The 21974-nt window shown below is 66.3% G+C and carries 20 protein-coding genes; 8 read left to right on the forward strand and 12 right to left on the reverse strand.

Annotated features, from left to right (window positions below; genetic code table 11):
* Positions 1 to 80: 80 nt before the first annotated feature.
* The 4 genes from AS93_RS0110670 to gpmI form a co-directional block, all read right to left on the reverse strand.
* On the reverse strand, positions 81 to 842 hold the full coding sequence (locus AS93_RS0110670; protein ID WP_155956142.1) for a divergent polysaccharide deacetylase family protein: 762 nt from the start codon (positions 840 to 842) through the stop codon (positions 81 to 83).
* 67 nt (positions 843 to 909) lie between these two features.
* Positions 910 to 2229 carry a S41 family peptidase gene (locus AS93_RS0110675; protein WP_027590605.1) on the reverse strand — a complete coding sequence of 440 codons (1320 nt, stop codon included), beginning with the start codon at positions 2227 to 2229 and terminating at the stop codon, positions 910 to 912.
* A 31-nt stretch (positions 2230 to 2260) separates the two neighbouring features.
* A complete protein-coding gene (locus AS93_RS0110680) occupies positions 2261 to 3499 on the reverse strand; it encodes a peptidoglycan DD-metalloendopeptidase family protein (RefSeq protein ID WP_027590606.1) in 1239 nt (412 codons plus the stop codon).
* 110 nt (positions 3500 to 3609) lie between these two features.
* Positions 3610 to 5142 (reverse strand): 2,3-bisphosphoglycerate-independent phosphoglycerate mutase, encoded by a 1533-nt coding sequence (gene gpmI, locus AS93_RS0110685; RefSeq protein WP_027590607.1) that lies wholly within the window; start codon positions 5140 to 5142, stop codon positions 3610 to 3612.
* A 145-nt stretch (positions 5143 to 5287) separates the two neighbouring features.
* On the opposite strand from gpmI, the gene AS93_RS0110690 reads away from it, so the two are divergent.
* From AS93_RS0110690 to secB, 3 genes are read left to right on the forward strand one after another with little or no spacing between them, the layout of a single operon-like run.
* A complete protein-coding gene (locus tag AS93_RS0110690) occupies positions 5288 to 5701 on the forward strand; it encodes a rhodanese-like domain-containing protein (RefSeq protein ID WP_027590608.1) in 414 nt (137 codons plus the stop codon).
* 1 nt (position 5702) lies between these two features.
* Complete coding sequence (gene grxC, locus AS93_RS0110695) at positions 5703 to 5963, forward strand: glutaredoxin 3 (protein WP_027590609.1); 261 nt, start codon at positions 5703 to 5705, stop codon at positions 5961 to 5963.
* Positions 5911 to 6438 (forward strand): protein-export chaperone SecB, encoded by a 528-nt coding sequence (gene secB, locus AS93_RS0110700; RefSeq protein ID WP_256214736.1) that lies wholly within the window; start codon positions 5911 to 5913, stop codon positions 6436 to 6438. Before grxC ends, secB begins: the two co-directional genes overlap by 53 nt.
* A gap of 78 nt (positions 6439 to 6516) precedes the next feature.
* Here the strand turns inward: secB and AS93_RS0110705 are convergent, their stop codons facing one another.
* Positions 6517 to 7011 carry a tRNA (cytidine(34)-2'-O)-methyltransferase gene (locus AS93_RS0110705; RefSeq protein ID WP_027590611.1) on the reverse strand — a complete coding sequence of 165 codons (495 nt, stop codon included), beginning with the start codon at positions 7009 to 7011 and terminating at the stop codon, positions 6517 to 6519.
* On the opposite strand from AS93_RS0110705, the gene AS93_RS0110710 reads away from it, so the two are divergent.
* Positions 7010 to 7459 carry a hypothetical protein gene (locus AS93_RS0110710; RefSeq protein ID WP_027590612.1) on the forward strand — a complete coding sequence of 150 codons (450 nt, stop codon included), beginning with the start codon at positions 7010 to 7012 and terminating at the stop codon, positions 7457 to 7459. The genes AS93_RS0110705 and AS93_RS0110710 overlap by 2 nt on opposite strands.
* Positions 7460 to 7846: 387 nt before the next feature.
* On the opposite strand, the gene ntrC is transcribed toward AS93_RS0110710, so the two are convergent.
* The 5 genes from ntrC to glnA all read right to left on the reverse strand — a co-directional run bounded on the left by ntrC (position 7847) and on the right by glnA (position 13204).
* The gene (ntrC, locus tag AS93_RS0110715; protein WP_027590613.1) at positions 7847 to 9283 is read right to left on the reverse strand and encodes a nitrogen regulation protein NR(I); all 1437 of its coding nucleotides are present in this window, start codon (positions 9281 to 9283) and stop codon (positions 7847 to 7849) included.
* Complete coding sequence (glnL, locus tag AS93_RS0110720) at positions 9280 to 10359, reverse strand: nitrogen regulation protein NR(II) (RefSeq protein ID WP_027590614.1); 1080 nt, start codon at positions 10357 to 10359, stop codon at positions 9280 to 9282. Before glnL ends, ntrC begins: the two co-directional genes overlap by 4 nt.
* Before the next feature lie 154 nt (positions 10360 to 10513).
* Positions 10514 to 11104: a DUF4124 domain-containing protein gene (locus AS93_RS19185; protein WP_051587443.1), complete on the reverse strand. Its 591-nt coding sequence runs from the start codon at positions 11102 to 11104 to the stop codon at positions 10514 to 10516.
* Positions 11104 to 11661, reverse strand: coding sequence for a DUF4124 domain-containing protein (locus AS93_RS0110730; RefSeq protein ID WP_027590615.1), 558 nt, complete (start codon positions 11659 to 11661; stop codon positions 11104 to 11106). The genes AS93_RS19185 and AS93_RS0110730 overlap by 1 nt, the downstream gene beginning before the upstream one ends.
* 139 nt (positions 11662 to 11800) lie before the next feature.
* The gene (gene glnA / locus AS93_RS0110735; RefSeq protein ID WP_027590616.1) at positions 11801 to 13204 is read right to left on the reverse strand and encodes a glutamate--ammonia ligase; all 1404 of its coding nucleotides are present in this window, start codon (positions 13202 to 13204) and stop codon (positions 11801 to 11803) included.
* 341 nt (positions 13205 to 13545) lie between these two features.
* Here glnA and thiI point away from each other — a divergent pair, with 341 nt between their 5' ends.
* Positions 13546 to 15003, forward strand: coding sequence for a tRNA uracil 4-sulfurtransferase ThiI (gene thiI / locus AS93_RS0110740; protein ID WP_027590617.1), 1458 nt, complete (start codon positions 13546 to 13548; stop codon positions 15001 to 15003).
* A 146-nt stretch (positions 15004 to 15149) separates the two neighbouring features.
* Positions 15150 to 16970, forward strand: a complete 1821-nt coding sequence (gene typA / locus AS93_RS0110745) for a translational GTPase TypA (protein ID WP_027590618.1) — start codon at positions 15150 to 15152, stop codon at positions 16968 to 16970.
* A gap of 162 nt (positions 16971 to 17132) precedes the next feature.
* On the opposite strand, the gene AS93_RS19190 is transcribed toward typA, so the two are convergent.
* A complete protein-coding gene (locus tag AS93_RS19190; RefSeq protein ID WP_051587444.1) occupies positions 17133 to 18206 on the reverse strand; it encodes an extracellular solute-binding protein in 1074 nt (357 codons plus the stop codon).
* 275 nt (positions 18207 to 18481) lie between these two features.
* Here AS93_RS19190 and AS93_RS0110755 point away from each other — a divergent pair, with 275 nt between their 5' ends.
* Both AS93_RS0110755 and AS93_RS0110760 read left to right on the forward strand, forming a co-directional pair.
* Positions 18482 to 19672 (forward strand): patatin-like phospholipase family protein, encoded by a 1191-nt coding sequence (locus tag AS93_RS0110755; protein ID WP_027590619.1) that lies wholly within the window; start codon positions 18482 to 18484, stop codon positions 19670 to 19672.
* Between the two features lie 118 nt (positions 19673 to 19790).
* The gene (locus tag AS93_RS0110760) at positions 19791 to 21695 is read left to right on the forward strand and encodes an autotransporter domain-containing SGNH/GDSL hydrolase family protein (protein WP_027590620.1); all 1905 of its coding nucleotides are present in this window, start codon (positions 19791 to 19793) and stop codon (positions 21693 to 21695) included.
* Here AS93_RS0110760 and AS93_RS0110765 read toward each other — a convergent pair.
* Entirely contained in the window at positions 21692 to 21883 is a 192-nt protein-coding gene (locus AS93_RS0110765) for a hypothetical protein (RefSeq protein WP_027590621.1), read from the reverse strand. The two genes, AS93_RS0110760 and AS93_RS0110765, sit on opposite strands and share 4 nt — an antisense overlap.
* Positions 21884 to 21974: the final 91 nt, after the last annotated feature.

The raw sequence follows: 21974 nt of genomic DNA on the forward strand, positions 1-21974 counted from the left end.
CTTCGACCCCAAACTGGCGCTTGCGCGGTAGGGAGCAAGACGGTATCTACGTCCCCTGGACGCCCTTTTCTACCTCAATCCTACCGATACTGGCCGTTGCGCCCATGCGCCGGCATGGCCTGGTTGCCGCGCAGGGCAATCATCGGCGGCACGTCGATCCAGTCGATGCCCTGGGCGGCCAGTTTGGGCAGCTCGCGTTCCAGCACCGCCAGGGTGCTGGCGTGCGGGTGGCCGATCATGACCACGGAGCCCTCGCGGCGGGCGATGTCGAGGCCGCGCTGGAAGGCGGCGGCGACTGCTTCCGGGCGGCTGTCGTGATCCAGAAACAGATCGCGGGACAGACTGGCCAGCGCAATGCGCTGGGCGTTGGCTGCCGCCACGGTCTTCGGCGTGGTACGGCTGTCAACGAAGAACAGGTGGCGGCGCTGCAGTTCCGGCATGAGCACCTGCATGGCGGCGTCATCGGCCGTCATGCGGCTGCCCATGTGGTTGTTCAGCCCGCTGGCATGCGGCACTTCGCGCAGTGCCGCCTCCAGGCGCTCCAGCCAGACGAAGGGCGGTTGGTTGGGCAGCCACGCGAAGGCGCCGTCGGCGGGGGCCATGGGCATGTGCAGCATCACCGTGCGCCCGGCGCGGTGGGCATCGCGGGCCAGGCTGGTCGCGTGCGGCGCGTCCGGCAGTATGGCCAGGGCGACCGGGCCGGGCAGAGCCAGCACGCGCCGGTCGCGCTCCGGGTCATGGCCCAGGTCATCGATGATCAGGCTCAGGCGCACCGGCTGTGCTGCCTGGGTAACGGCCGCGAACAGCAGGCCGAGCGCGACACACAACGCGCGCCAAGGCATAGGAAACCTCATTCGTGACGGAATTGCCTCTGTATCGGCCGCCACGGCCGCCGCAACAGGCCGCCCATCACTGACCGCGGGTGATATTCAGCCCCTTGAGCAGATTCAGCGCCTGACCCAGCTGGTAATCCTCATCCTGCGGGCGTGGTGTGCGGACGGCCTTGCCGTTGCTGGGACGGTCTGCGCCGCCATTGCCGTTGCCCAGGTGACCGGCCAGATCGGCTTCCTTCACGCCGGCCATTTCGTCCTCGCGGGTCAGGCGCGCACGCTGTACCTCGATGTCGGGCACGATGCCCTGGGCCTGGATTGAGCGTCCGTTGGGGGTGTAGTACAGCGCGGTGGTGAGCTTCAGGGCGCGGTCGTTGTTGAGCGGCAGAACGGTCTGCACCGAGCCCTTGCCGAAGCTGTCGGTGCCCATCACCACGGCGCGGCGGCTGTCCTGCAGGGCGCCGGCGACGATCTCGGCGGCCGAGGCGCTGCCACCGTTGATCAGCACCACCAGCGGCACGCCCTGGCTGGCATCGGCCGGGTCGGCCGAGAAGCGCAGCTCGGAGTTGGCGATGCGACCCTGGGTGTAGACGATCAGCCCTTTCGTCATGAAATGGTCGGCGACTTCCACCGCCGCCTGCAGCACGCCGCCGGGGTTGTTGCGCAGGTCCATCACCAGGCCTTTCAGGGGCGCCTTGTTGTCCTTGCGCAGGCTGGCCAGGGCCTTGCCGACTTCCGCGCCGGTGTTGACCTGGAACTGGGTGATGCGCAGGTAGCCGTAACCGTCCTCGAGCACCTCGGTGCGCACGCTCTGCACCTTGATGACCGCGCGGGTCAGCGTCACGTCGAACGGCTGGCCGCCTTCGCGCACGATGGTCAGCTCCACCTTGCTGCCGGGCTTGCCACGCATCATGTCCACGGCTTCCTGCATGCTCATGCCCTTGGTCGGCTGGCCATCGATGCGCACGATCAGGTCGCCCGCCTCGATGCCGGCGCGCGACGCGGGAGTGTCGTCGATGGGCGAGACGACGCGGATGAAGCCGTCCTCCATGCCCACTTCGATGCCCAGTCCGCCGAATTCGCCGCTGGTGCTTTCCTGCAATTCCTGGAAGGCCTGCGGGTCCAGATAGGCGGAGTGCGGGTCCAGGTTGCTGAGCATGCCGCGGATGGCGTTTTCCAGCAGGGTCTTGTCGTCCACCGGCTCGACGTAGGCGCTCTTGATGCGGTCGAGGACCTCGGCGAAGGTGCGCAAGTCGTCCAGCGGCAACTGCGCGCGGGCGGCCGTGCTGGTGGACGGATCGGTGGGTGCGCTGCTCTGCGCGTGGGCTCCCCCTGCTGCCAGCGCCAGGCACAGGGCCAGGCTCTGTGTAGTAGTGCGGAAAATGGGGCGCTGCTGCATGGGGAAACTCCAGGTTTGCGGGATGGCGCGCTCAGCCTTGCGCGCGGCACCACTGGGCCGGGTCGCTCGGGCGACCTTGCTGGCGAATGGCGAAGTACAGCGCGGGAACGCTCTGCCCGCCACTGCTGCCGACGGTGGCGATGGTATCACCGGCGGCAACGATGTCGCCGGCCTCCTTGAGCAGCGCCTGGTTGTGGCCGTAGAGGCTCAGGTAGCCGCCGCCGTGGTCGAGGATCAGCAGCAGGCCGGCGCCGCGCAGCCATTCGGCGAATACCACCTTGCCGCCGTGCACGGCGCGCACCGGCTGGCCGGCCGATGCGCCGATCAGTACGCCGTCCCAGGTGGTGCGCGAGTCCTCACCGCGTGGCGCGCCGAAACGGGCGATCAGTCTTCCTTCCACCGGCCAGGGCAACTTGCCCTGGGCCTGTCCGAAGGGGCCGCCGTAATAGCGCACCGCGGTATTGCTCAGCCAGGGCGCCTCGTCGGCGGGTGCCTGGCGGCGCTGCTCGGCAAGCTGCCGCTGACGCGCGGCTTCCGCCTCGCGTTCACGGGCCTGGCGGGCCAGGGTTTCCTCGATGGTTTTGAGCACCTGCTGCAGCTCGGCCTGTTCACGCTGGCGTTCCTGCAGGCGGTCGGCGCGGTTGGCGCTGTCGCGGTTCAGACGCGCCAGCACCTGCTGGCGTTCCTTGCGCACCTCGGCCAGGCGCGCCTGGCGCTCGCCCAGCGCCTGCTGCTTGCGGGCCAGGGCCTCGCTGTGGACAGTGCGCTGGCGCTCCAGCTCGCCCAGCTGTTCGCGGGTGCGGGCGTAGTCGGCCAGCTGCTCCAGGCGTGCCCGGTTCAGGTACTCGTAATAGGTCAGGGTGCGGGAGAAGGTGGCGGGATCCTGCTGGTTGAGCAGCAGCTTGAGGGGTTCGGCGCCACCGCTCTGGTACAGCGAGCGGGCCTGCTGGCCGATCAGTCGTTGCTGTTCGCGGCGCGATTCATCGATTTTTTTTTTCTGCCGCTCGAGGTCATCAAGCTGCTTCTGGTTGTCGCCGGCTTCGCGGCGCAGGTCGCGGATCTGCTTCTCCAGCGCGCCCGCCTCGGTTTCCGTCTGGCGCAGTTGTTGCTGCACCTGGGATTTTTCCCGCTGCAACTGCTCGAGCATTTTCTTCAGCTCCAGCACTTCCTTACGGGCGGCTTCCAGCTGCTGCTCGGTCTGCACCTTGGAATCGGCGCCAGCGGGCGGCGCGAGGCAGGTCAGAAGGGCAAGGAAAAGGGCTCGGAACATGGAGGACACGGCACCTGGATCTGGGGCGTCAAGTATGCCTGCAAACGCAGCCTGAGCGGCAAGCCGGCGACGTAGCGGGCCGAGGGGGCAATCCCCCTCGGCCTTCCAGCTTAGTGCAGTTCGATGATGCTGGTGCCGGTCATTTCCTTGGGCTGCGGCAGGCCCAGCAGTTTCAGCATGGTCGGCGCCACGTCGGCCAATACGCCGCCTGCGCGGATGCTGACGTTGCGCTTGCCGACATAAATGAAGGGCACCGGCTCGCAGGTGTGGGCGGTGTGCGCCTGGCCGGTGACTTCGTCTTCCATCTGCTCGACGTTGCCGTGGTCGGCGGTGATCAGCGCTTCGCCGCCGACCTTGTCCAGTGCGGCGACGATGCGGCCCATGCATTCATCCAGGCATTCCACCGCCTTGACCGCCGCCTCGAACACGCCGGTGTGACCGACCATGTCGCCGTTGGCGTAGTTGACGATGATCACGTCGTAGCGCTGGTGCTCGATGGCGTCGACGATCCGGTCGGTGACTTCCGGCGCGCTCATCTGCGGCTGCAGGTCGTAGGTGGCGACGTTCGGCGAGGGGATCAGGATGCGCTCTTCGCCGGGGAAGGGTTCCTCGCGGCCGCCGGAGAAGAAGAAGGTCACATGGGCGTACTTCTCGGTCTCGGCGATGCGCAGCTGGGTCTTGCCCTGGTTGGCCAGGTACTCGCCCAGCACGTTGGTCAGCGGCTCCGGCGCGAAGGCACTCGGCGCGTCGATGCTGGCGGCGTACTGGGTGAGCATCACGTAGCCCGCCAGTTGCGGCACGCGGGCGCGGGCGAAGCCGGCAAAGTCCTTCTCGACGAAGGCGCGGGTGAGCTCGCGGGCGCGGTCGGCGCGGAAGTTCATGAACACCACGGCGTCGCCATCTTCCACGCGCACCGGTGCGCCAATCACGGTGGCCTTGACGAACTCGTCGCTCTCCTCGCGGGCGTAGGCGGCTTCCAGACCGGCCACGGCGCTGGCGGCCTGGAACTGGCCCTGGCCGTCGACGATCAGGTTGTAGGCTTGCTCCACGCGGTCCCAGCGATTGTCGCGGTCCATGGCGTAGTAGCGGCCGATCAGGCTGGCGATGCGGCCTTTGCCCAGGCGCGCAAAGGTGGCGTCGAGCAGCTCGATGGACGGCTGCGCGCTGCGTGGCGGGGTGTCGCGACCGTCGAGGAAGGCGTGCAGATAGATGTGCTGGGCGCCGCGGCGGGCGGCCAGCTCGACCATGGCGACCAGATGGTCCTGGTGGCTGTGCACGCCGCCATCGGAGAGCAGGCCCATGATGTGCACTGCCTTGCCGGCGGTCACCGCCTTGTCCACGGCGGTGCAGATGGCTGGGTTCTCGAAAAACTCGCCGTCGCGGATCGCCTTGGTGACGCGGGTGAAGTCCTGATAGACGACCCGGCCGGCGCCCAGGTTCATGTGGCCGACCTCGGAGTTGCCCATCTGGCCGTCCGGCAGGCCCACGTCCATGCCCGAGCCGGAAATCAGCCCATGCGGCTGGGTGGCACGCAGACGGTCGTAGACCGGCGTGCTGGCCGCGTGGATGGCGTTGTACTCGGGGCGATCGCTGTGGCCGAAGCCATCCAGAATCATCAGAACCAGGGGTTTGGGCGTAGGCATGGGTCGACTCGCTCGGCGGCTGCACGTGGATGCGAAGGGCGGGGATTCTAAGCGCTGTAGCGCGCTGCGTCACGGCAGGGGCAGGGTGCCGCCCGCCAGGGGCCCTGTGTATACTGCCGGCATTTTACCGTCCGGGAACCTGTAGATGCTTGCGCAGCTGATTGAATTCGTCTCTAACCACTATGTACTGAGCACCCTGCTGGTCGTGCTGCTGATCCTGTTTGCCTTCAACGAGCTGAACAAGGGCGGCCGCAGCCTGAGCAACCGCGAGCTGACGTCGCTGGTCAACAGCGACCAGGGCCTGGTGCTGGATATCCGCGCCAAGAAGGACTTCGACGCCGGCCATATCGTCGGCGCCGTGCACATCCCCTACGACAAGCTGGCCACCCGCATGGTCGAGCTGGAGAAGCACAAGGACAAGACCCTGATCGTCGTGTGCGCCATGGGCCAGACGGCCGGTCCGGCGTGCGCCCAGCTGAAAAAGGCCGGGTTCACCGTGGCCAAGCTGGCGGGCGGCATGGGCAGCTGGCGTGGCGATAACCTGCCCGTGGTGAAATGACATGAACGACGTGGTGATCTATACCACCGCCTGGTGCCCCTACTGCATCCGCGCCAAGCAACTGCTGCAGCGCAAGGGCGTGGCCTTCAAGGAGATCGCCGTGGATGGCAACCCGAGCCTGCGCGCGGAAATGGCCGCCCGGGCCGGCCGCACCTCGGTGCCGCAGATCTGGATCGGTGAGCAGCACGTGGGTGGTTGCGACGATCTTCATGCGCTGGAGCGCGCCGGCCGTCTGGACGCGCTGCTCGCTCAACCTCAATGACAACAAGGCTCAGCCAATGACCGAACAAGCAACTCCGCAGTTCTCCCTGCAGCGCATCTACGTCAAGGACCTGTCCTTCGAAGCCCCGAAGAGCCCGGAGATCTTCCGCCAGGAATGGAACCCGAGCGTTCAGCTGGACCTCAACACCCGCACCAAGACCCTGGACAACGATTTCCACGAAGTGGTGCTAACCCTCTCCGTGACCGTGAAGACCGGCGAGGAAACGGCCTTCATCGCCGAAGTGCAGCAGGGCGGGATCTTCCTGATCAAGGGCCTGGACGCACCGTCCATGAGCCACACCCTGGGCGCCTTCTGCCCGAACATCCTGTTCCCCTACGCCCGCGAGGCGCTGGACAGCCTGGTGACCCGCGGCTCGTTCCCGGCCCTGATGCTGGCGCCGGTGAACTTCGACGCCCTGTACGCGCAGGAAATGGCGCGGGTAAACGCCGAAGCCCAGGGTGCGACCCAGCAGTAAGGGTTTCGCTGAAGAAAAAAGCGCCTGTGGGCGCTTTTTTCGTTTATGCCCCGGCGGCAGTGGGCCGGCACGGCACCTTCATTCGCCGCCGGCAAAGCCCTGCTGGCGCCAGGCCTCATAGACCGTCACCGCCACGGTGTTGGACAGGTTGAGGCTGCGGCAGCCCGGGCGCATGGGCAGGCGCACGCGCTGTTCGGGCGGCAGGGCTTCGCGGATTTCCGGGGGCAGCCCGCGACTTTCCGGTCCGAACAGAAAGGCATCACCGGGTCGGTACTGCACCGCATGGAACGGCTGCGAGCCCTTGGTGGTGAAGGCATAGAGGCGCGGCGCATCCGGCTGGGCAGGCGCGCCGAGCGTCAGCCCGAGGCTGTCGAGGCAGCGCTGCAGGTCGGGGTAACGCTTGAGCGTGGCGAACTCGTGGTAGTCGAGGCCGGCGCGCCGCAGGCGCTTGTCGTCGGTCTCGAAACCCAGGGGCTCGATCAGATGCAGGTGGCTGCCGCTGTTGGCGCACAGCCTGATAATGTTGCCGGTGTTGGGTGGAATCTCCGGCTGGAACAGGATGACGTGGAACATGCAGGACTCGGGACGCGAGGAAGGTGCGCATTCTAGCGCCGATGTGGATCCGCGGCGGCGGGTCTGGCCGCGCTTTCTGCTCGGCCTGGCGGCCACCGGGCTGCTGGTCGGTCTGATGCTCGGCAAATGGCTTAACCCGGGACCGGCCTACCTGCTGGAGGTGCGCGAAGCGCCGAATGGGCTGGTGCTGTGGTTCGATCGCGAGCCGCTGGCGCCGCGTCTGCAAACGCTGGATGGTGCGTTGCTGGTGCAGCTGGACGACGCCCAGGGCGCTGCCCAGGCAGGACGCCTGGCGCTGGACCAGGGCGAAGTGCGCTGGCGGTTGCGAATGGCGGATTCGGCGCTGCTGCTGTCGTTCGTCGCCACCCGGCCGCTGCGGGCCGAGTGGCGGGGCGAGGCGCGCGGCGGCCAGTGGCGCCTGGAGTTGCGCCTCGCTGGTGCGGAATAAAAGGGGGAGTCCCGGCCTGCCTAGTACCGAGGTCCCCAGAAACTGACGCAGGATATTAAGCAGAGAATGTGCCAGTTTCGTGACAGCTGGCATCGGCGCTGGATGCGCGAATGGCGCCGGGTTGTTGGTTCAGACAGAAATGGCTTCGCACGCTTTGGGTGCATGGCGCGGGGAATGGCGCCCTGCTGTGGACCTGTGGGACCGGCTTTACGCCGGCCGGCGAGGCCCGCATCTCGCACCTACGAGCGTCGGCCGGCGTAAAGCCGGCCCCACAGGGGATACGGCGGGGCATCCGCAGGAGCGGCTTGGCCGCGATGTTTTTGAGGCGGGCCGCAGCCAGAAGCTTGCGACTGAAGTCGCTCCTACAAAAGCAAAGTTCGCACGAGCCTAGACCTCGTCCGCGTCATCCTCGTCGCCGCCGGCGACGTTCATGCCCAGTTCCTTGATCTTGCGCGTGAGAGTGTTGCGGCCCCAGCCGAGCAGCAGTGCGGCGTCGCGGCGGCGGCCGGCGGTGTGCTTGAGGGCGGTCTCGATCATGATGCGCTCGAACACTGGCACGGCGACATCCAGCAGGTTGCTCTGGCCGCGCGCCAGCGCCTGGTCGGCCCACAGGCGCAGACCCTGTTCCCAGTTGCCAGCGGGCTGCGGCTCCTGGTTCTGGCTGAGCAGCTCAGGCGGCAGCTCATCGACGTGCACCTCGCGACCGGAGGCCATCACGGTGATCCAGCGGCAGGTGTTCTCCAGCTGGCGCACGTTGCCGGGCCATGGCAGGTTGCTCAGGTACTCCTCGGTGTCCGGCTTGAGCAGCTTGGGCTCCACGGACAGTTCGCGGGCTGCGCGCGCCAGGAAGTGCCGGGCCAGCGTTGGAATGTCCTCGCGGCGGTCGGCCAGGCGCGGGATGTGGATGCGGATGACGTTCAGGCGGTGGAACAGGTCCTCGCGGAACTTGCCTTCTCGGACCAGGGTTTCCAGGTCCTGGTGGGTGGCGGCGATGATGCGCACATCCACCTTGACCGGCGTGTGGCCGCCGACCCGGTAGAACTCGCCATCGGCCAACACGCGCAGCAGGCGGGTCTGGGTGTCGGCAGGCATATCGCCGATCTCGTCGAGGAACAGCGTTCCGCCATCGGCTTGCTCGAACCGGCCGCGGCGCTGGTTGGCGGCGCCGGTGAAGGCGCCCTTCTCGTGGCCGAACAGCTCGGACTCCATCAGGTCCTTGGGAATCGCGGCCATGTTGAGGGCGATGAACGGCGAATGGGCGCGCGGACTGTGGCGGTGCAACGCATGCGCTACCAGCTCCTTGCCGGTACCCGATTCGCCGTTGATCAGCACGGTGATGTTGGACTGCGACAGGCGGCCGATGGCGCGGAACACCTCCTGCATCGCTGGCGCCTCGCCGATGATTTCCGGGGTATGCGGCTGTACGGCCGGAGCGGCCTGGCTCTGTTGCTCGCGGGCGTGCAGGCTGGCGCGCTTGACCAGCGATACGGCCTCGTCCACGTCGAACGGCTTGGGCAGGTACTCGAAGGCGCCCCCCTGGTAGGAGGCCACCGCGCTGTCGAGGTCAGAGTGGGCGGTCATCACGATGACCGGCAGGCGCGGATGCTGGCGGCGGATCTGCGCGAGCATTTCCAGGCCGCTGGTGCCCGGCATGCGGATGTCGGAAATGATCACGTCCGGCTGTTGGCGGCTGAGCCGGCCAAGCAGGCTGTCGGCGCTGTCGAAGCTCTGGGTGGTCAGGCCGCCCTGTTGCAGGGCCTTTTCCAGTACCCAGCGGATGGAGCGGTCGTCGTCGACGATCCAGACGGTTTCGCTGTGGCTCATGAGGGGGCTGCTCCTTGTTCCAGCGGCAGGCTGATGGAAAACACGGTATGCCCGGGCTGGCTCTCGCATTCCACCAATCCCTGGTGCTGACTGATGATGCTCTGGGCGATGGCCAGGCCCAGGCCGGTGCCGTCCGGGCGGCCACTGACCATGGGGTAGAAGATGGTTTCCTGAAGCTCGGGCGGAATGCCCGGGCCGTTGTCGATGATCTCGATGCGCACCGCCAGGCGGTGGCGCTGGTGGCCGATGGTGAACTGGCGCAGGGCGCGGCTGCGCAGGGTGATCTGCGGCGCCGGCTGGCGGCTATCGCCGAGGGCCTGCAGGGCGTTGCGGGCGATGTTGAGCACCGCCTGGATCATCTGCTCCTGATCGATCAGCACCTCGGGAATGCTCGGGTCGTAGTCGCGCAGCAGCGGCACGCGTCCCTGGCTTTCCGCCTCGACCAGGCTGGCGACGCGTTCCAGCACCTCGTGGATGTTGGCCGGGCGCAGCTGCGGCAGCTTGTTGGTGCCGAGCATGCGGTCCACCAGATTGCGCAGTCGATCGGCCTCTTCAATGATCACGTTGGTGTAGTCACGCAGCGCCTCGTCGGGCAGCTCGCGGGCCAGCAGCTGCGCCGCGCCGCGAATGCCGCCCAGCGGGTTCTTGATCTCGTGGGCGAGGCCGCGCACCAGCATCCGCGAGGTCTCCAGCTGGGATTGCTGCGCCTCTTCCTTGGTGATGCGCAGCAGGCGATCCCGCGGGTGTACTTCCACTAGCAGGCGGTTGCGACCGTGCTCGACGATGGGCGTGACAGCGTAGTCGACGGTCAGCGGCTGGCCGCCGAGGGTGACCAGGGTGGCCTCGCGCTTGGTGAACGGGTGCGCCTGTTCGACCGCCTGGCGCAGGGCGCCCAGCGCTTCCGGCGATTCGGTGAAGAGCTCGCTGATGAACTGCCCATGGCTGCGCTGCCCACTGACGGCCAGTAGCATCTCGGCGGCCGGGTTCATGTATTCCAGGCACAGCCGTTCGTCCAGCAGAAGCGTGGCGGTGTTCAGGTTGTCGAGCAGCAGCCGGTGTGGGGCGTCGTTGGACATGGCGATCGCTTATCTCGTTCGAGGCCTCGTAAAAATGCAAGAAGCAAACCAGCAGGCCCGAAAAGGGCGCAAATCGGCGCCGGCAAGCCTGATGGATGTGCATCGCCGGTCAGGTCGCGAATAATCATGCACCACGATGGTGCGCGATGCCTGTTTATGGTGCGGGTTTCGTCGGCGGGAGATGGCGGGGATTGCATTCGGGGCGCTTGCGATCCTCGCCATCCGCCGCGCAGGGCCGCAGTCGGCGCTTTTGGATCAGCGAGGGGCGCTGGATATGGACGATCTGTTCGGCGCTGGCGGCCAGCACGCGTTCCGTTTCATCGATGATCTGTGCGACCAGTCGATGGCTGCCGCGGTCCAGGTTGCGCAGCTGCAGGCCGGACTGCGGCTGACCATCGAGCATCAGCCGATAGGCATGGCCGGGCAGCAGCGGCGGCTCGCTGCCCAGTTCCACCCGCAGGTCGCCGGAAACGTCGGGATGGGCGGCGTCCGGGCGCGGGGAAAGGATGGCCAGGTGCCGATAGGGCGAGCGTTGCTGCGTGCGCACCAGGTTGGGTGTCGTGGTGGGCGCTGCGGGTGCGGACAGCGCGGGCATCCGGTTGATGGGACGCGGGGCCAGCGGTTGTGCGCCATCGTGGGGCGGGCGGTCGCTGAACATCAGGGCGCCGCTGGCGTCGCGATAGCTGTACACCTGGGCCAGGGTGATCCCGGGCAGCAGGGCCAGTAACCAGAGAGTGTGACGCATCAGGGGGCGGGCCGGTTTGGGGTCGGACGAGGCGGGGCTGGTCGCGCCGGGCTGTTCACGCTGATGCGCTGCACCGTGAAGGTCAGTGCATCGCTTTGCTGAATCGGCCGGCCGCGGGCGTCCAGCACCTGCACCACCAGGCTGTGGGTGCCGCGGTCGGCCTGGCGGACTGTCAGGGGCGTGCCCTGAGTCGCGGGGCCGTGCGGATTGCCATCCAGCAGCAGGCGCAGACTGTGTCCCCGGGACAGCGGTGGCTCCACGGCGACCTCGACATCGAAGGTGCCGTTGTTGGCGCGCAGTGCCTCGTCATCCGGCAGGTTGGTGATCTCCAGCCGTGCGTAGCGCTGGGTTGTCGGCAGGGCGGGGCGCTCGGCGGGTGTGCTCGGCGCAGGTGGGGCGATGGGGGTGAGGGGCGACGGTTCAACGCGCTGGGCGGGCTGCCCTTGCGGCGGGCGGTCGCTGAACACCGTGCGGCCCTGTGCGTCGGTGTAGCGGTAGATCTCGGCGGCGGCCGGTGCGGCCAGCAGGCCGAGCAGGCAGGCGGTGAACAGGCGCATGGGGCATCTCCACGGATTCGGGACAAGCCTTGCACCGGCAGGCGGGACTGGCAAGGACGCCCGGCGCGGAATGTGGTGGAGATAAAACAAACCCCCGCGCGGCAGGGCCGGGCGGGGGTTCGTCATGCCGGGGAGGCGATCAGACGCTGTAGTACAGGTCGTATTCCAGCGGGTGCACGAAGGTGCGCACCTTGATCTCTTCCTCGGACTTCAGCTCGATGTAGGCATCGATGAAGTCGTCGGAGAACACACCGCCCTTGGTCAGGAAGGCGCGGCCCTTGTCCAGCTCTTCCAGGGCTTCCTTCAGGCTGCCGCACACCTGCGGGATCTGCTTGGATTCTTCCGGCGGCAGGTCATACAGGTTCTTGTCGGCGGCGTCGCCGGGGTGGATCTTGTTCTGGATACCGTCCAGGCCGGCCATCAGCAGGGCGGCGAAGCACAGGTAGGGGTTGGCCGCCGGGTCCGGGAAGCGCGCCTCGATGCGGCGGGCCTTCGGGCTGGTGACGTACGGGATACGGATGGAAGCGGAACGGTTGCGGGCCGAGTAGGCCAGCATGACCGGGGCTTCGAAGCCCGGGACCAGACGCTTGTAGGAGTTGGTCGACGGGTTGGTGAAGCCGTTCAGGGCCTTGCCGTGCTTGATGATGCCGCCGATGAAGTACAGGGCGGTCTCGGACAGGCCGGCATAGCCTTCGCCCGCGAAGGTGTTCTTGCCATCCTTGGAGATGGACATGTGCACGTGCATGCCGGAGCCGTTGTCGCCATACAGGGGCTTGGGCATGAAGGTCACGGTCTTGCCGTAGGCATCGGCGACGTTGTGCACGCAGTACTTCAGGGTCTGCACTTCGTCAGCCTTGGCGACCAGGGTGTTGAACTTCACGCCGATTTCGTTCTGACCGGCAGTGGCCACTTCGTGGTGGTGCACCTCGACGACCAGGCCCATTTCTTCCAGGGCGTTGCACATGGCAGTACGGATTTCGTGGTCGTGGTCGACCGGCGGTACCGGGAAGTAGCCGCCCTTCACGCCCGGACGGTGGCCCTTGTTGCCGCCTTCGATGTCGGCGTCGGTGTTCCAGGAAGCCTGCTCGGAGAAGATCTTGAACATCGAGCCAGAGATGTCGGACTTGAACTTCACTTCGTCGAAGATGAAGAACTCGGGCTCCGGACCGACGAAGACGGTGTCGCCGATGCCGGTGGACTTCAGGTATTCCTCGGCGCGGCGGGCGATGGCGCGCGGGTCGCGATCGTAGCTCTGCATGGTGCTCGGCTCGATGATGTCGCAGACCAGGATCAGGGTCGGTTCTTCGGTGAAGGGGTCGAGCACGGCGGTGCTGTCGTCGGGCAGGAGGATCATGTCCGAGGCCTCGATGCCCTTCCAGCCGGCGACGGAGGAACCGTCGAACATCTTGCCATGCTCGAAGAAGTCGTCATCCGCGTCGCGGGCCGGCATGGTCAGGTGCTGCTGCTTGCCTTTGGTATCGGTGAAGCGCAGGTCAATCCACTTCACATCGTGTTCTTTGATCAGTTGAAGCGACTTCGACATGGTGTCCTCCAGGGGGATCGATCTGGGGGTTCGCCAACCAGGCTGACGCCCCAGGGGATAGGTGATGCCGGGGCGGGATCATCCGTCAGGGCAACCTGCCTCACAAGGGAGCAATTAGTGTGCCAGCGCACCCGAATGCACCGGAGTTGGCGGGTGGCGCGGTTCTGATGCGCTTTCCGCGCCTGCGCACGCACGATAAACGCACCAAGCTGGTGCGCCCAGTAAAGGTCCGGCGCAAATTGGTGCGGCCCATGGGCCCTTGCGAATTCTTGATCAAGGGGTGAGCAATTTCCGGTATACTCCGCGCCCCTCTTTTTCGGCCCTTCCCGCCAGCGTTCTTCATGAAACTCATCGTCAAGCCCTTCGCGGAAATCACCATCAAGAGCCGTCCGGTGCGCAAGCAGTTCATCCGGCAGCTGGCCAAGAATATCCGCGCGGTGCTGAAGGACCTGGATCCGGCCCTCAGCGTCGAAGGCGAGTGGGACAACCTGGACGTGATCACCGCCGTCCAGGATCGCCGTGTGCACCAGGCCATGTTCGAGCGCCTGCGCAACATGCCGGGCATCGCGCATTTCCTCGAAGTGCATGAATACCCTTATGTGGACTTCGACGACGTCTTCGAGAAGTGCCGCGAGCACTATGGCGATCAGCTGGCCGGCAAGCAGTTCGCCGTGCGCTGCAAGCGTGCCGGCAATACCCACGATTTCACTTCGGTGGAGCTGGCCAGCCATGTGGGCAGCCGCCTGCGCCGCGAGTGCGGCGCGGCGGGTATCGACCTGAAGCATCCTGACGTCGAGGTGCGCTTCGAGGTGCGCTACGACCGTTTGCTGATCATCCATGCGCAGCACGAAGGCCTGGGCGGTTACCCGCTGGGCTCGGTGGAGCAGGTGGTGGTGCTGATGTCCGGTGGCTTCGATTCCACCGTGGCCGCCTACCAGATGATGCGCCGCGGCATGCTCAGCCACTTCTGCTTCTTCAACCTCGGCGGCCGCGCCCACGAGCTGGGGGTGATGGAAGTCGCCCACTACCTGTGGGAAAAATTCGGCCGCTCGCACCGCGTGCTGTTCGTCAGCGTGCCATTCGAGGAAGTGGTCGGCGAGATCCTCGGCAAGGTCGACAACAGCCAGATGGGCGTGGTGCTTAAGCGCATGATGCTGCGCGCCGCCAGCCAGGTGGCCGAGAACCTGCACATCGACGCGTTGGTGACCGGCGAGGCGATTTCCCAGGTGTCCAGCCAGACGCTGCCGAACCTGTCGGTGATCGATTCGGTCACCGACACCCTGGTGCTGCGCCCGCTGATCGCCGCGCACAAGCAGGACATCATCGACACCGCCACGCGCATCGGCACCGCCGAGTTCGCCAAGCACATGCCCGAATACTGCGGCGTGATCTCGGTGAACCCGACCACCCGTGCCAAGCGCAGCCGGGTCGAATACGAGGAAAGCCAGTTCGATATGGCCATCCTCGAACGGGCCGTCGAGCGCGCCCGTTTCGTGGCCATCGACAAGGTCATCGACGAACTCGGCCAGGATGTGCCCGTGGAGGAGGTCCGCGAAGCGCTGCCCGGGCAGATCGTGCTGGACATCCGCCACCCGGATGCCGCCGAGGACGAACCCCTGCAGTTGCCGGGCGTCGAAGTCAGGGCCATGCCGTTCTATGCCGTCAACAGCCAGTTCAAGGATCTCGACGCCAATCGCCAGTACCTGCTGTATTGCGATCGCGGCGTGATGAGCCGCCTGCATGCCCACCACCTGCTCAGCGAGGGGCATGCCAATGTGCGCGTTTACCGTCCGGCCTAAGCAGCCGGGCCTGTTCGGTGGCAGCATTCGCCACCGCCCTCCCGACCTGTCCTGAACCCTGTTGATCTGGCCTCCGCTCATGTCGAGCGGGGGGAACGCCTTCAGACGGGGGGCCGCCTGCCCGCCGTTTACATCGAGATAGAACCGTGATCGAAAAACTCCGCAACATCGCCATCATCGCCCACGTCGACCATGGCAAGACCACCCTCGTCGACAAGCTGCTGCGCCTGTCCGGTACCCTGGACCGCAAGGAGCTGGAAAACGAGCGCGTCATGGACAGCAACGACCAGGAAAAGGAACGTGGCATCACCATCCTGGCCAAGAACACCGCGCTGAAATGGAATGACTACAACATCAACATCGTGGACACCCCCGGCCACGCCGACTTCGGCGGTGAAGTCGAGCGCGTGATGTCCATGGTGGATTCCGTGCTGCTGGTGGTCGACGCCCAGGACGGCCCCATGCCGCAGACCCGCTTCGTGACCCAGAAGGCCTTCAAGGCCGGCCTGCGCCCGATCGTGGTGGTCAACAAGATCGACCGGCCCGGCGCGCGTCCGGACTGGGTTGTGGACCAGATCTTCGACCTGTTCGACAACCTGGGCGCCACCGACGAACAGCTGGACTTCCCGATCGTCTACGCCAGCGCCCTGAACGGCATCGCCGGTCTGGACCATGAGAACCTGGCAGACAACATGGACCCCCTGTTCCAGGCCATCGTCGACCACGTGCCGGCGCCCCAGGTCGACCTGGACGGCCCGTTCCAGATGCAGATCTCCCAGCTGGACTACAACAGCTTCCTCGGCGTGATCGGCGTAGGCCGCATCAAGCGCGGCAAGATCAAGGCCAACACCCCGGTGGTCGCCATCGGCGCCGACGGCAAGAAGCGCCAGGGCCGCATCCTGAAGATCATGGGTCACTCCGGTCTGCAGCGTGTGGAGGTACCGGAAGCCGAGGCCGGTGACATCGTCTGTGTGTCCGGCATGGAAGAGCTGTTCATCTCCGACACCCTGTGCGACATCAACAACGTCGAGGCACTGCCGCCGCTGACCGTCGACCAGCCGACCGTGAGCATGACCTTCCAGGTCAACGACTCGCCGTTCGCCGGCAAGGAAGGCAAGTTCGTCACCAGCCGCAACATCAAGGATCGCCTGGAGAAGGAACTGCTGCACAACGTGGCGCTGCGCGTCGAGCCGGGTGATTCTCCCGAGAAGTTCAAGGTTTCCGGTCGCGGCGAACTGCACCTGTCGGTGCTGATCGAAACCATGCGCCGTGAAGGCTTCGAACTGGCCGTTGGCCGTCCGGAAGTGGTGATCATCGAGAACGAGGCCGGCGAAAAGCAGGAGCCCTACGAGAACGTCACCATCGACATCGAAGAGCAGCACCAGGGCCCGGTGATGGAACAGATGGGCCTGCGCAAGGGCGATCTGACCAACATGATGCCCGACGGCAAGGGCCGTGTTCGCCTGGAGTACACCATCCCGGCGCGTGGCCTGATCGGCTTCCGCAATAACTTCCTGACCCTGACTTCGGGCACCGGCATCCTGACCTCGACCTTCAGCCACTACGGTCCGATCAAGGCCGGCGAAGTGACCAACCGCCAGAATGGCGTACTGGTTTCCATGGCTACCGGTACCGCGCTGACCTACTCGCTGGAAACCCTGCAGGCCCGCGGCAAGCTGTTCCTCGAGCCCGGCCAGGAGATCTACGAAGGCCAGCTGTGCGGTATCAACAGCCGCGACAACGACCTGGTGATCAACCCCACCAAGGGCAAGAAGCTCGACAACATGCGTGCGTCCGGCAAGGACGAAGTCATCGCCCTGGTGCCGCCGATCAAGTTCAGCCTGGAACAGGCGCTGGAGTTCATCGACGACGACGAGCTGGTGGAAGTGACGCCGAAGTCGATCCGCCTGCGCAAGAAGTACCTGAACGAAAACGACCGCAAGCGCTTCGAGCGCAGCAAGGTCTGATTCGGCCAGGGCTGAAATGAAAAACCGCCGGTAGCGATACCGGCGGTTTTTTTATGCTTATTGGCAAGGGCGGATCTTCGTGGCGCTGGCGTTCAGGCGCGATGTTTTGCCCATGCCCCATGCCCCATGCCCTGCGCAAGCCGCGCCACTTTGCGCGAGTACTCAATCCCGCGCGCCCACTGCCAGGCCTTCTTCGCTTTGGCCCACGAACGCAGCCCAGGAGTCGCTCACGTCCTGCCGGCGCTCGCCCGCGCCGATCGGCAGGCTCACCGACTTGCCGGCGCCGACCGGGCGCAGATTGCGCCAGCCCGCCTGGTCGCCCTTGGCGCGCACCAGGCGACGGTTCACCGATTTGTACGGCGAGTTGTACTGCACATGCTCGGCATTGCGGTAGGCGATCTCCGGCCGCGACATGAACTCGATGAAGCGCCAGGCCTGCTCGGCCATTCGCGACTTGGCCGGCACCACCAGGGCATCGACATACAGGGTACTGCCCTCGTCGGGGATGAAGAACTCCAGGCGCGGATGCGCACTGAGCATGGCGCGGGCATCGCCCTCCCAGGCCATGGCGATGCACTGGCGACCGGCAGGGACGTCCTCCAGATAGGCCAGGTTATCCACCTTGTTCAGGTGCGGTCGCAGATCGACCAGGGCTTGCTGGAAGGCATGCAGGTCGCGCCCGGAAGGCCGCTCGGCCAGCGCGCCGCGCCAGTTCATCCAGATGGTGAAGAACTCCGCCCGAGCATCCAGGATGGACGCGCCACAGCTGGACAATCGCGCCAGGGTTTGCGGATCGAGCAACAGGCCCCACGAGGTTCCCGGCGCATGGCCGAGCGCCTGCGCGACGCGTTCGCGATCCATGACGATGCCGACGCGGCCCCAGAGATAGGGCATGGCGTAGCGCCGACCGGGATCGGTGCTGCTCAAGCGGCTGAGGATCAGCGGATCGATGTCTTCGTACATCGGCAGCGAGCGTACCGCGATGGGCTTCAGCAAGCCGTCTCGGATCAGGCCTGGCAGGTAATGACTGTCCGGCACCAGCACATCCGGCGGGAACTCCTGACGCAGCAAGGCATCGGCGTCTTCATCGGTTTCGAAGGTGCGGTAGTCGACCGGGATGCCGGTTTCCGCGGTGAACTGGGCGACCAGATCGGGATGGATATAGTCGTTCCAGTTGGCGACCACCAGAGCCGGGGAGGCAGTGGCCAGCGAAGTGAAGAGCAGCGGGATCAGCAAAGCGAGGCACCGCTTGAGCGGGCATGGCGAATGAACACGTGCAGCCAACATCGACGTTCCCTTTTGTCTGGCCAGGAGGGCCGGCGTTCCAGGCCGGAGCGCGGAGACTAGCGTGCCATGATGGCCTTTAGCTATGGACTTTGGTCGAGGTGCGGCAACTAGGGGTAGGGGGCGGTCGGGACGGCAGTGTCACGCCGACCATGGCGTAATGCCATAGCCCTTGCGTTCGTGCGTAGAATCCGCCTCCGGAACAGGTAGTCACAGGTCGGATTCAGATGGAACGCGAAGGAAGCTACGACACCGGCGTCACCGGCCTGGTGCTGTCCGGTGGCGGCGCGCGCGCGGCATATCAGGCCGGCGTGCTGAGGGCAATTGCCGAGCTGCTGCCCGATGCCACGCACAATCCCTTTCCGGTCATCGTCGGTACCTCGGCCGGGGCGATCAACGCCGTGGGGCTGGCCTGTGGCGCGCTGCAGTTTGGCGAGGCGGTAGAGCGCATCCGCACGGTCTGGCACAACCTGCATTGCGATCAGGTGTTTCGTAGCGACTGGCCTGGCCTGTTCCTGCAGGCCGGGCGTTTCGTGCGACGTGGCCTTCTCGGGATGCGCCGCGACAAGCCCCTGTCGCTGCTCGACAGCTCCCCGCTGCGCGGCATGATCGAGCGGGAGATGGATTTCAATGGCATAGCCGCGGCGATCCGCCAGCGCAGCCTGCGGGCGGTGGCGGTCACCGCGTTCAGCTACGATTCCGGCCATGCGGTGACCTTCTACCAGGGGTGGGGCGCGATCGATCCCTGGTTCCGCCATCGGCGGGTCGGTGTGCCGACGCGCCTCGGCGCGGATCATCTGCTGGCCAGTGCGGCGATTCCCCTGGTATTCCCTCCGGTGCGTCTCAACCACGAGTACTACGGCGACGGTGCGGTGCGCCAGGTGGCGCCGATCAGCCCGGCGCTGCACCTGGGCGCCACGCGCATCCTGGTGGTGGGGGTAAGCAGCAACCCGGAGCGGGACGATGCCGCGGCCCCGGCCAGCAACCAGCCGCCGAGCCTGGCGCGCATCGGTGGGCACCTGCTCAACAGCACCTTCGTCGACAACCTGGAGTCGGACATCGAGCTGCTGGAGCGCCTCAACCATATCGGGCAGATCCTGCCGCCTGGGCGCGAGAGGCGGCAGCTGGGCTTGCGCAACGTGGATGTGCTGGTGATCAACCCCAGCCAGCCCCTGGAGCCCATCGCCGCGCGGCACCGCAAGGCCCTGCCACGCTCGCTGCGCACCTTCCTGCGCGGGCCGGGCGCGACCCAGGCGGGTGGCGCCGGCGTGCTCAGTTACCTGCTGTTCGAGCCGGGCTACTGCAACGAACTCATGGAGCTTGGCTACCGGGATGCGATGGCGCGGCGGGATGCGCTACGCGCCTTTCTGGGAGTGCAGCAGGCGCAGCCTGTTGCGGAGCTGGGCGTGCCGGGCTGACGGGGACGCACCGGTGGGTCGGATGAATTGTGCGGGGCGAACAAGGGTCTAGTCTGGGTGAGTGCGTTACGAACAACGCTCTGGAAGTTGTTCCGACAACCCTGACAGGAGTCGCTTCATGCCCTTCCGACACCCTCTGGGCCTCAGCCTGCTGCTGGTCCTGCCCACGCTTTCCCTGGCCTCCCCCTATTCCCAGCTGGTGATCTTCGGCGATTCGCTGAGCGACAGCGGACAGTTCCCGGACCTGCTCGGTCCGTTGGATGGCGTCGAGCCCATCGGCGGGCTGCGCATGACCAACCGCACCGGTCCCACCTATCGCGACAATCGAGACGAGGCATTCGCCGCCGTCGCGCCGCAGTATCTGGCGCAACGTCTGGGCCTGGCGGCATTGCCGTCCACTCCGGCGCTGCAGAACAACGACAACCCCGACGGCACCAACTATGCCGTGGCCGGCTATCGTACCGACAACATCCTCGATTCGATCATCGAGCCCGATGGCTCGGTGGTGGAGCGCGCCGGTGTCACCTTGCGCGAGCGTGACGGCTACCTGGTCGATACGCCGAGGGTCGACCCCAACACCCTGTTCCTGATCAACGGCGGTGGCAACGACCTGTTCCAGGGGCGCGTGGTGGATGCCACCAGCGCTGCGGTCGCGTCTGCCGACCTGGTGACCGGGGTCGCGGCGCTACGCCAGGCCGGGGCGCGCTACATCATTGTCTCGGATCTGCCGGACGTGGGCCTGACGCCTGCCGGCGCCGCGTCCGGCGATCGTGCCCAGTGGAGCAGTCTGTCCGCTGCCTTCAACCAGTCGCTACGCGACCAGCTGGCTGCCCAGGGAGCTTCGGTCATTCTCCTCAACGTACGTGGGCTGGTGGCGGAGGTGGTCGCCGATCCGGCGCGCTTCGGCTTCGATCCCGCCGTGGTACAGACGGATGTCTGCTTCAACGGCAATCAGTGCCAGATGGATCCCACCTGGGGTATCACCAGTCCGACCGCTGATCCCGATCGGCTGATGTTCTACGACGGCGTGCACCCCACCACCGCCGTGCATGCCATCAATGCCGACTACATCCATTCGATCCTCTCCGCACCGTGGGAAATCAGCCTGCTGCCCGAGATTGCGCTGGGCGGTCTGATGTCCCATCAGCAGCAGCTGCGTCACGAGTGGCAGTCTGCGCGTGGCGATTGGCAGCGTCGGGGTGACTGGCACACCTTTGTCGCGGCCACCGGCCACAGCCGCGATTTCGAGTCGGGCGCCGCGGTGAGCGAGGCGGACAACGACGGCCTGGGCATCACCCTCGGCAGCAGCTACCGGCTGGCCGACGCCTGGCGTTGGGGCTTCTCGCTGGGCCTGCAGGATCAGCGCCTGGAAACGCCGAGCGACTCCAGCTACAAGCTGGATGCCTACCTGCTGAGCACCTTCCTGCAGTACCAGCGCAGCCGGCTGTGGGCCGATGTCGGCCTGACCTACGGCAAGCTCGACTACCGCGACCTGGAGCGGCGCTTCGCGCTGGGCATCAGCGAGCGGGTGGAAAAGAGCGAGACGGACGGTGCGGTAGGCGGCGCCACGCTGCGTCTGGGTTATGCCCTGGGGCGCCGTGGGGCCTGGTCGTTCAGCCCGTTCATCAGCGCCGAGTATGCGCGGGTGGAGATGGATGCCTGGCGGGAACGCGGCGACAGCTCCAGCGCCTTGCGCTACGACGACCAGACCCGGGACAGCAAGCGCGCCGGTGTCGGGGTGGAGGCGCGCATTGGCATTGGCAGCCGTTCCGAGCTGTTCGGTGAGGTGGCCTGGGAGCGGGAGTCCGAGGACGAAGCGCGGGTGGTCGACATGGGGCTGGTGTCGGTGCCCGGCTTCGACTACGGCCTGCAGGGCTACACTCCGCATCGCGACCACACCCTGGCGACCCTTGGCGTGGCCACCGAGATTGGTCAGGCCTTCCAAGTGCGTCTGGCCTATCAGCTGCGCGACGCCGAAGAGCGCCAGCATGGCGCCAACCTGTCGCTGACCTGGGGCTTCTAGCTGGCCATATCCCAGCGACTGCGGTCCCGCAGCTGCCGCGAGGCGACGTAGCGGGGCCGGCCGCTGGTGTCCTCCAGTTCGGTGAGGCCGGCCAGCTGGCTGACGATGCGATAGCGGCGGCCGGCGGACTTGTCGGTGAGAGGGTAAAGCTGGGCGATTTGCTGGGCCAGTTCGGTAAGCGTGCTCATAACTGCGTGCGCTGCCAGGAATGTTGGCAGCGTATGTACAGGACGCAGGTTACAGCTTGAGGTCAGGGCGTGGGGGTGATGCGCGGCTGTG

The sequence above is a fragment of the Pseudomonas sp. RL genome, from assembly GCF_000647775.1.
Lineage (GTDB): Bacteria > Pseudomonadota > Gammaproteobacteria > Pseudomonadales > Pseudomonadaceae > Serpens > Serpens flexibilis.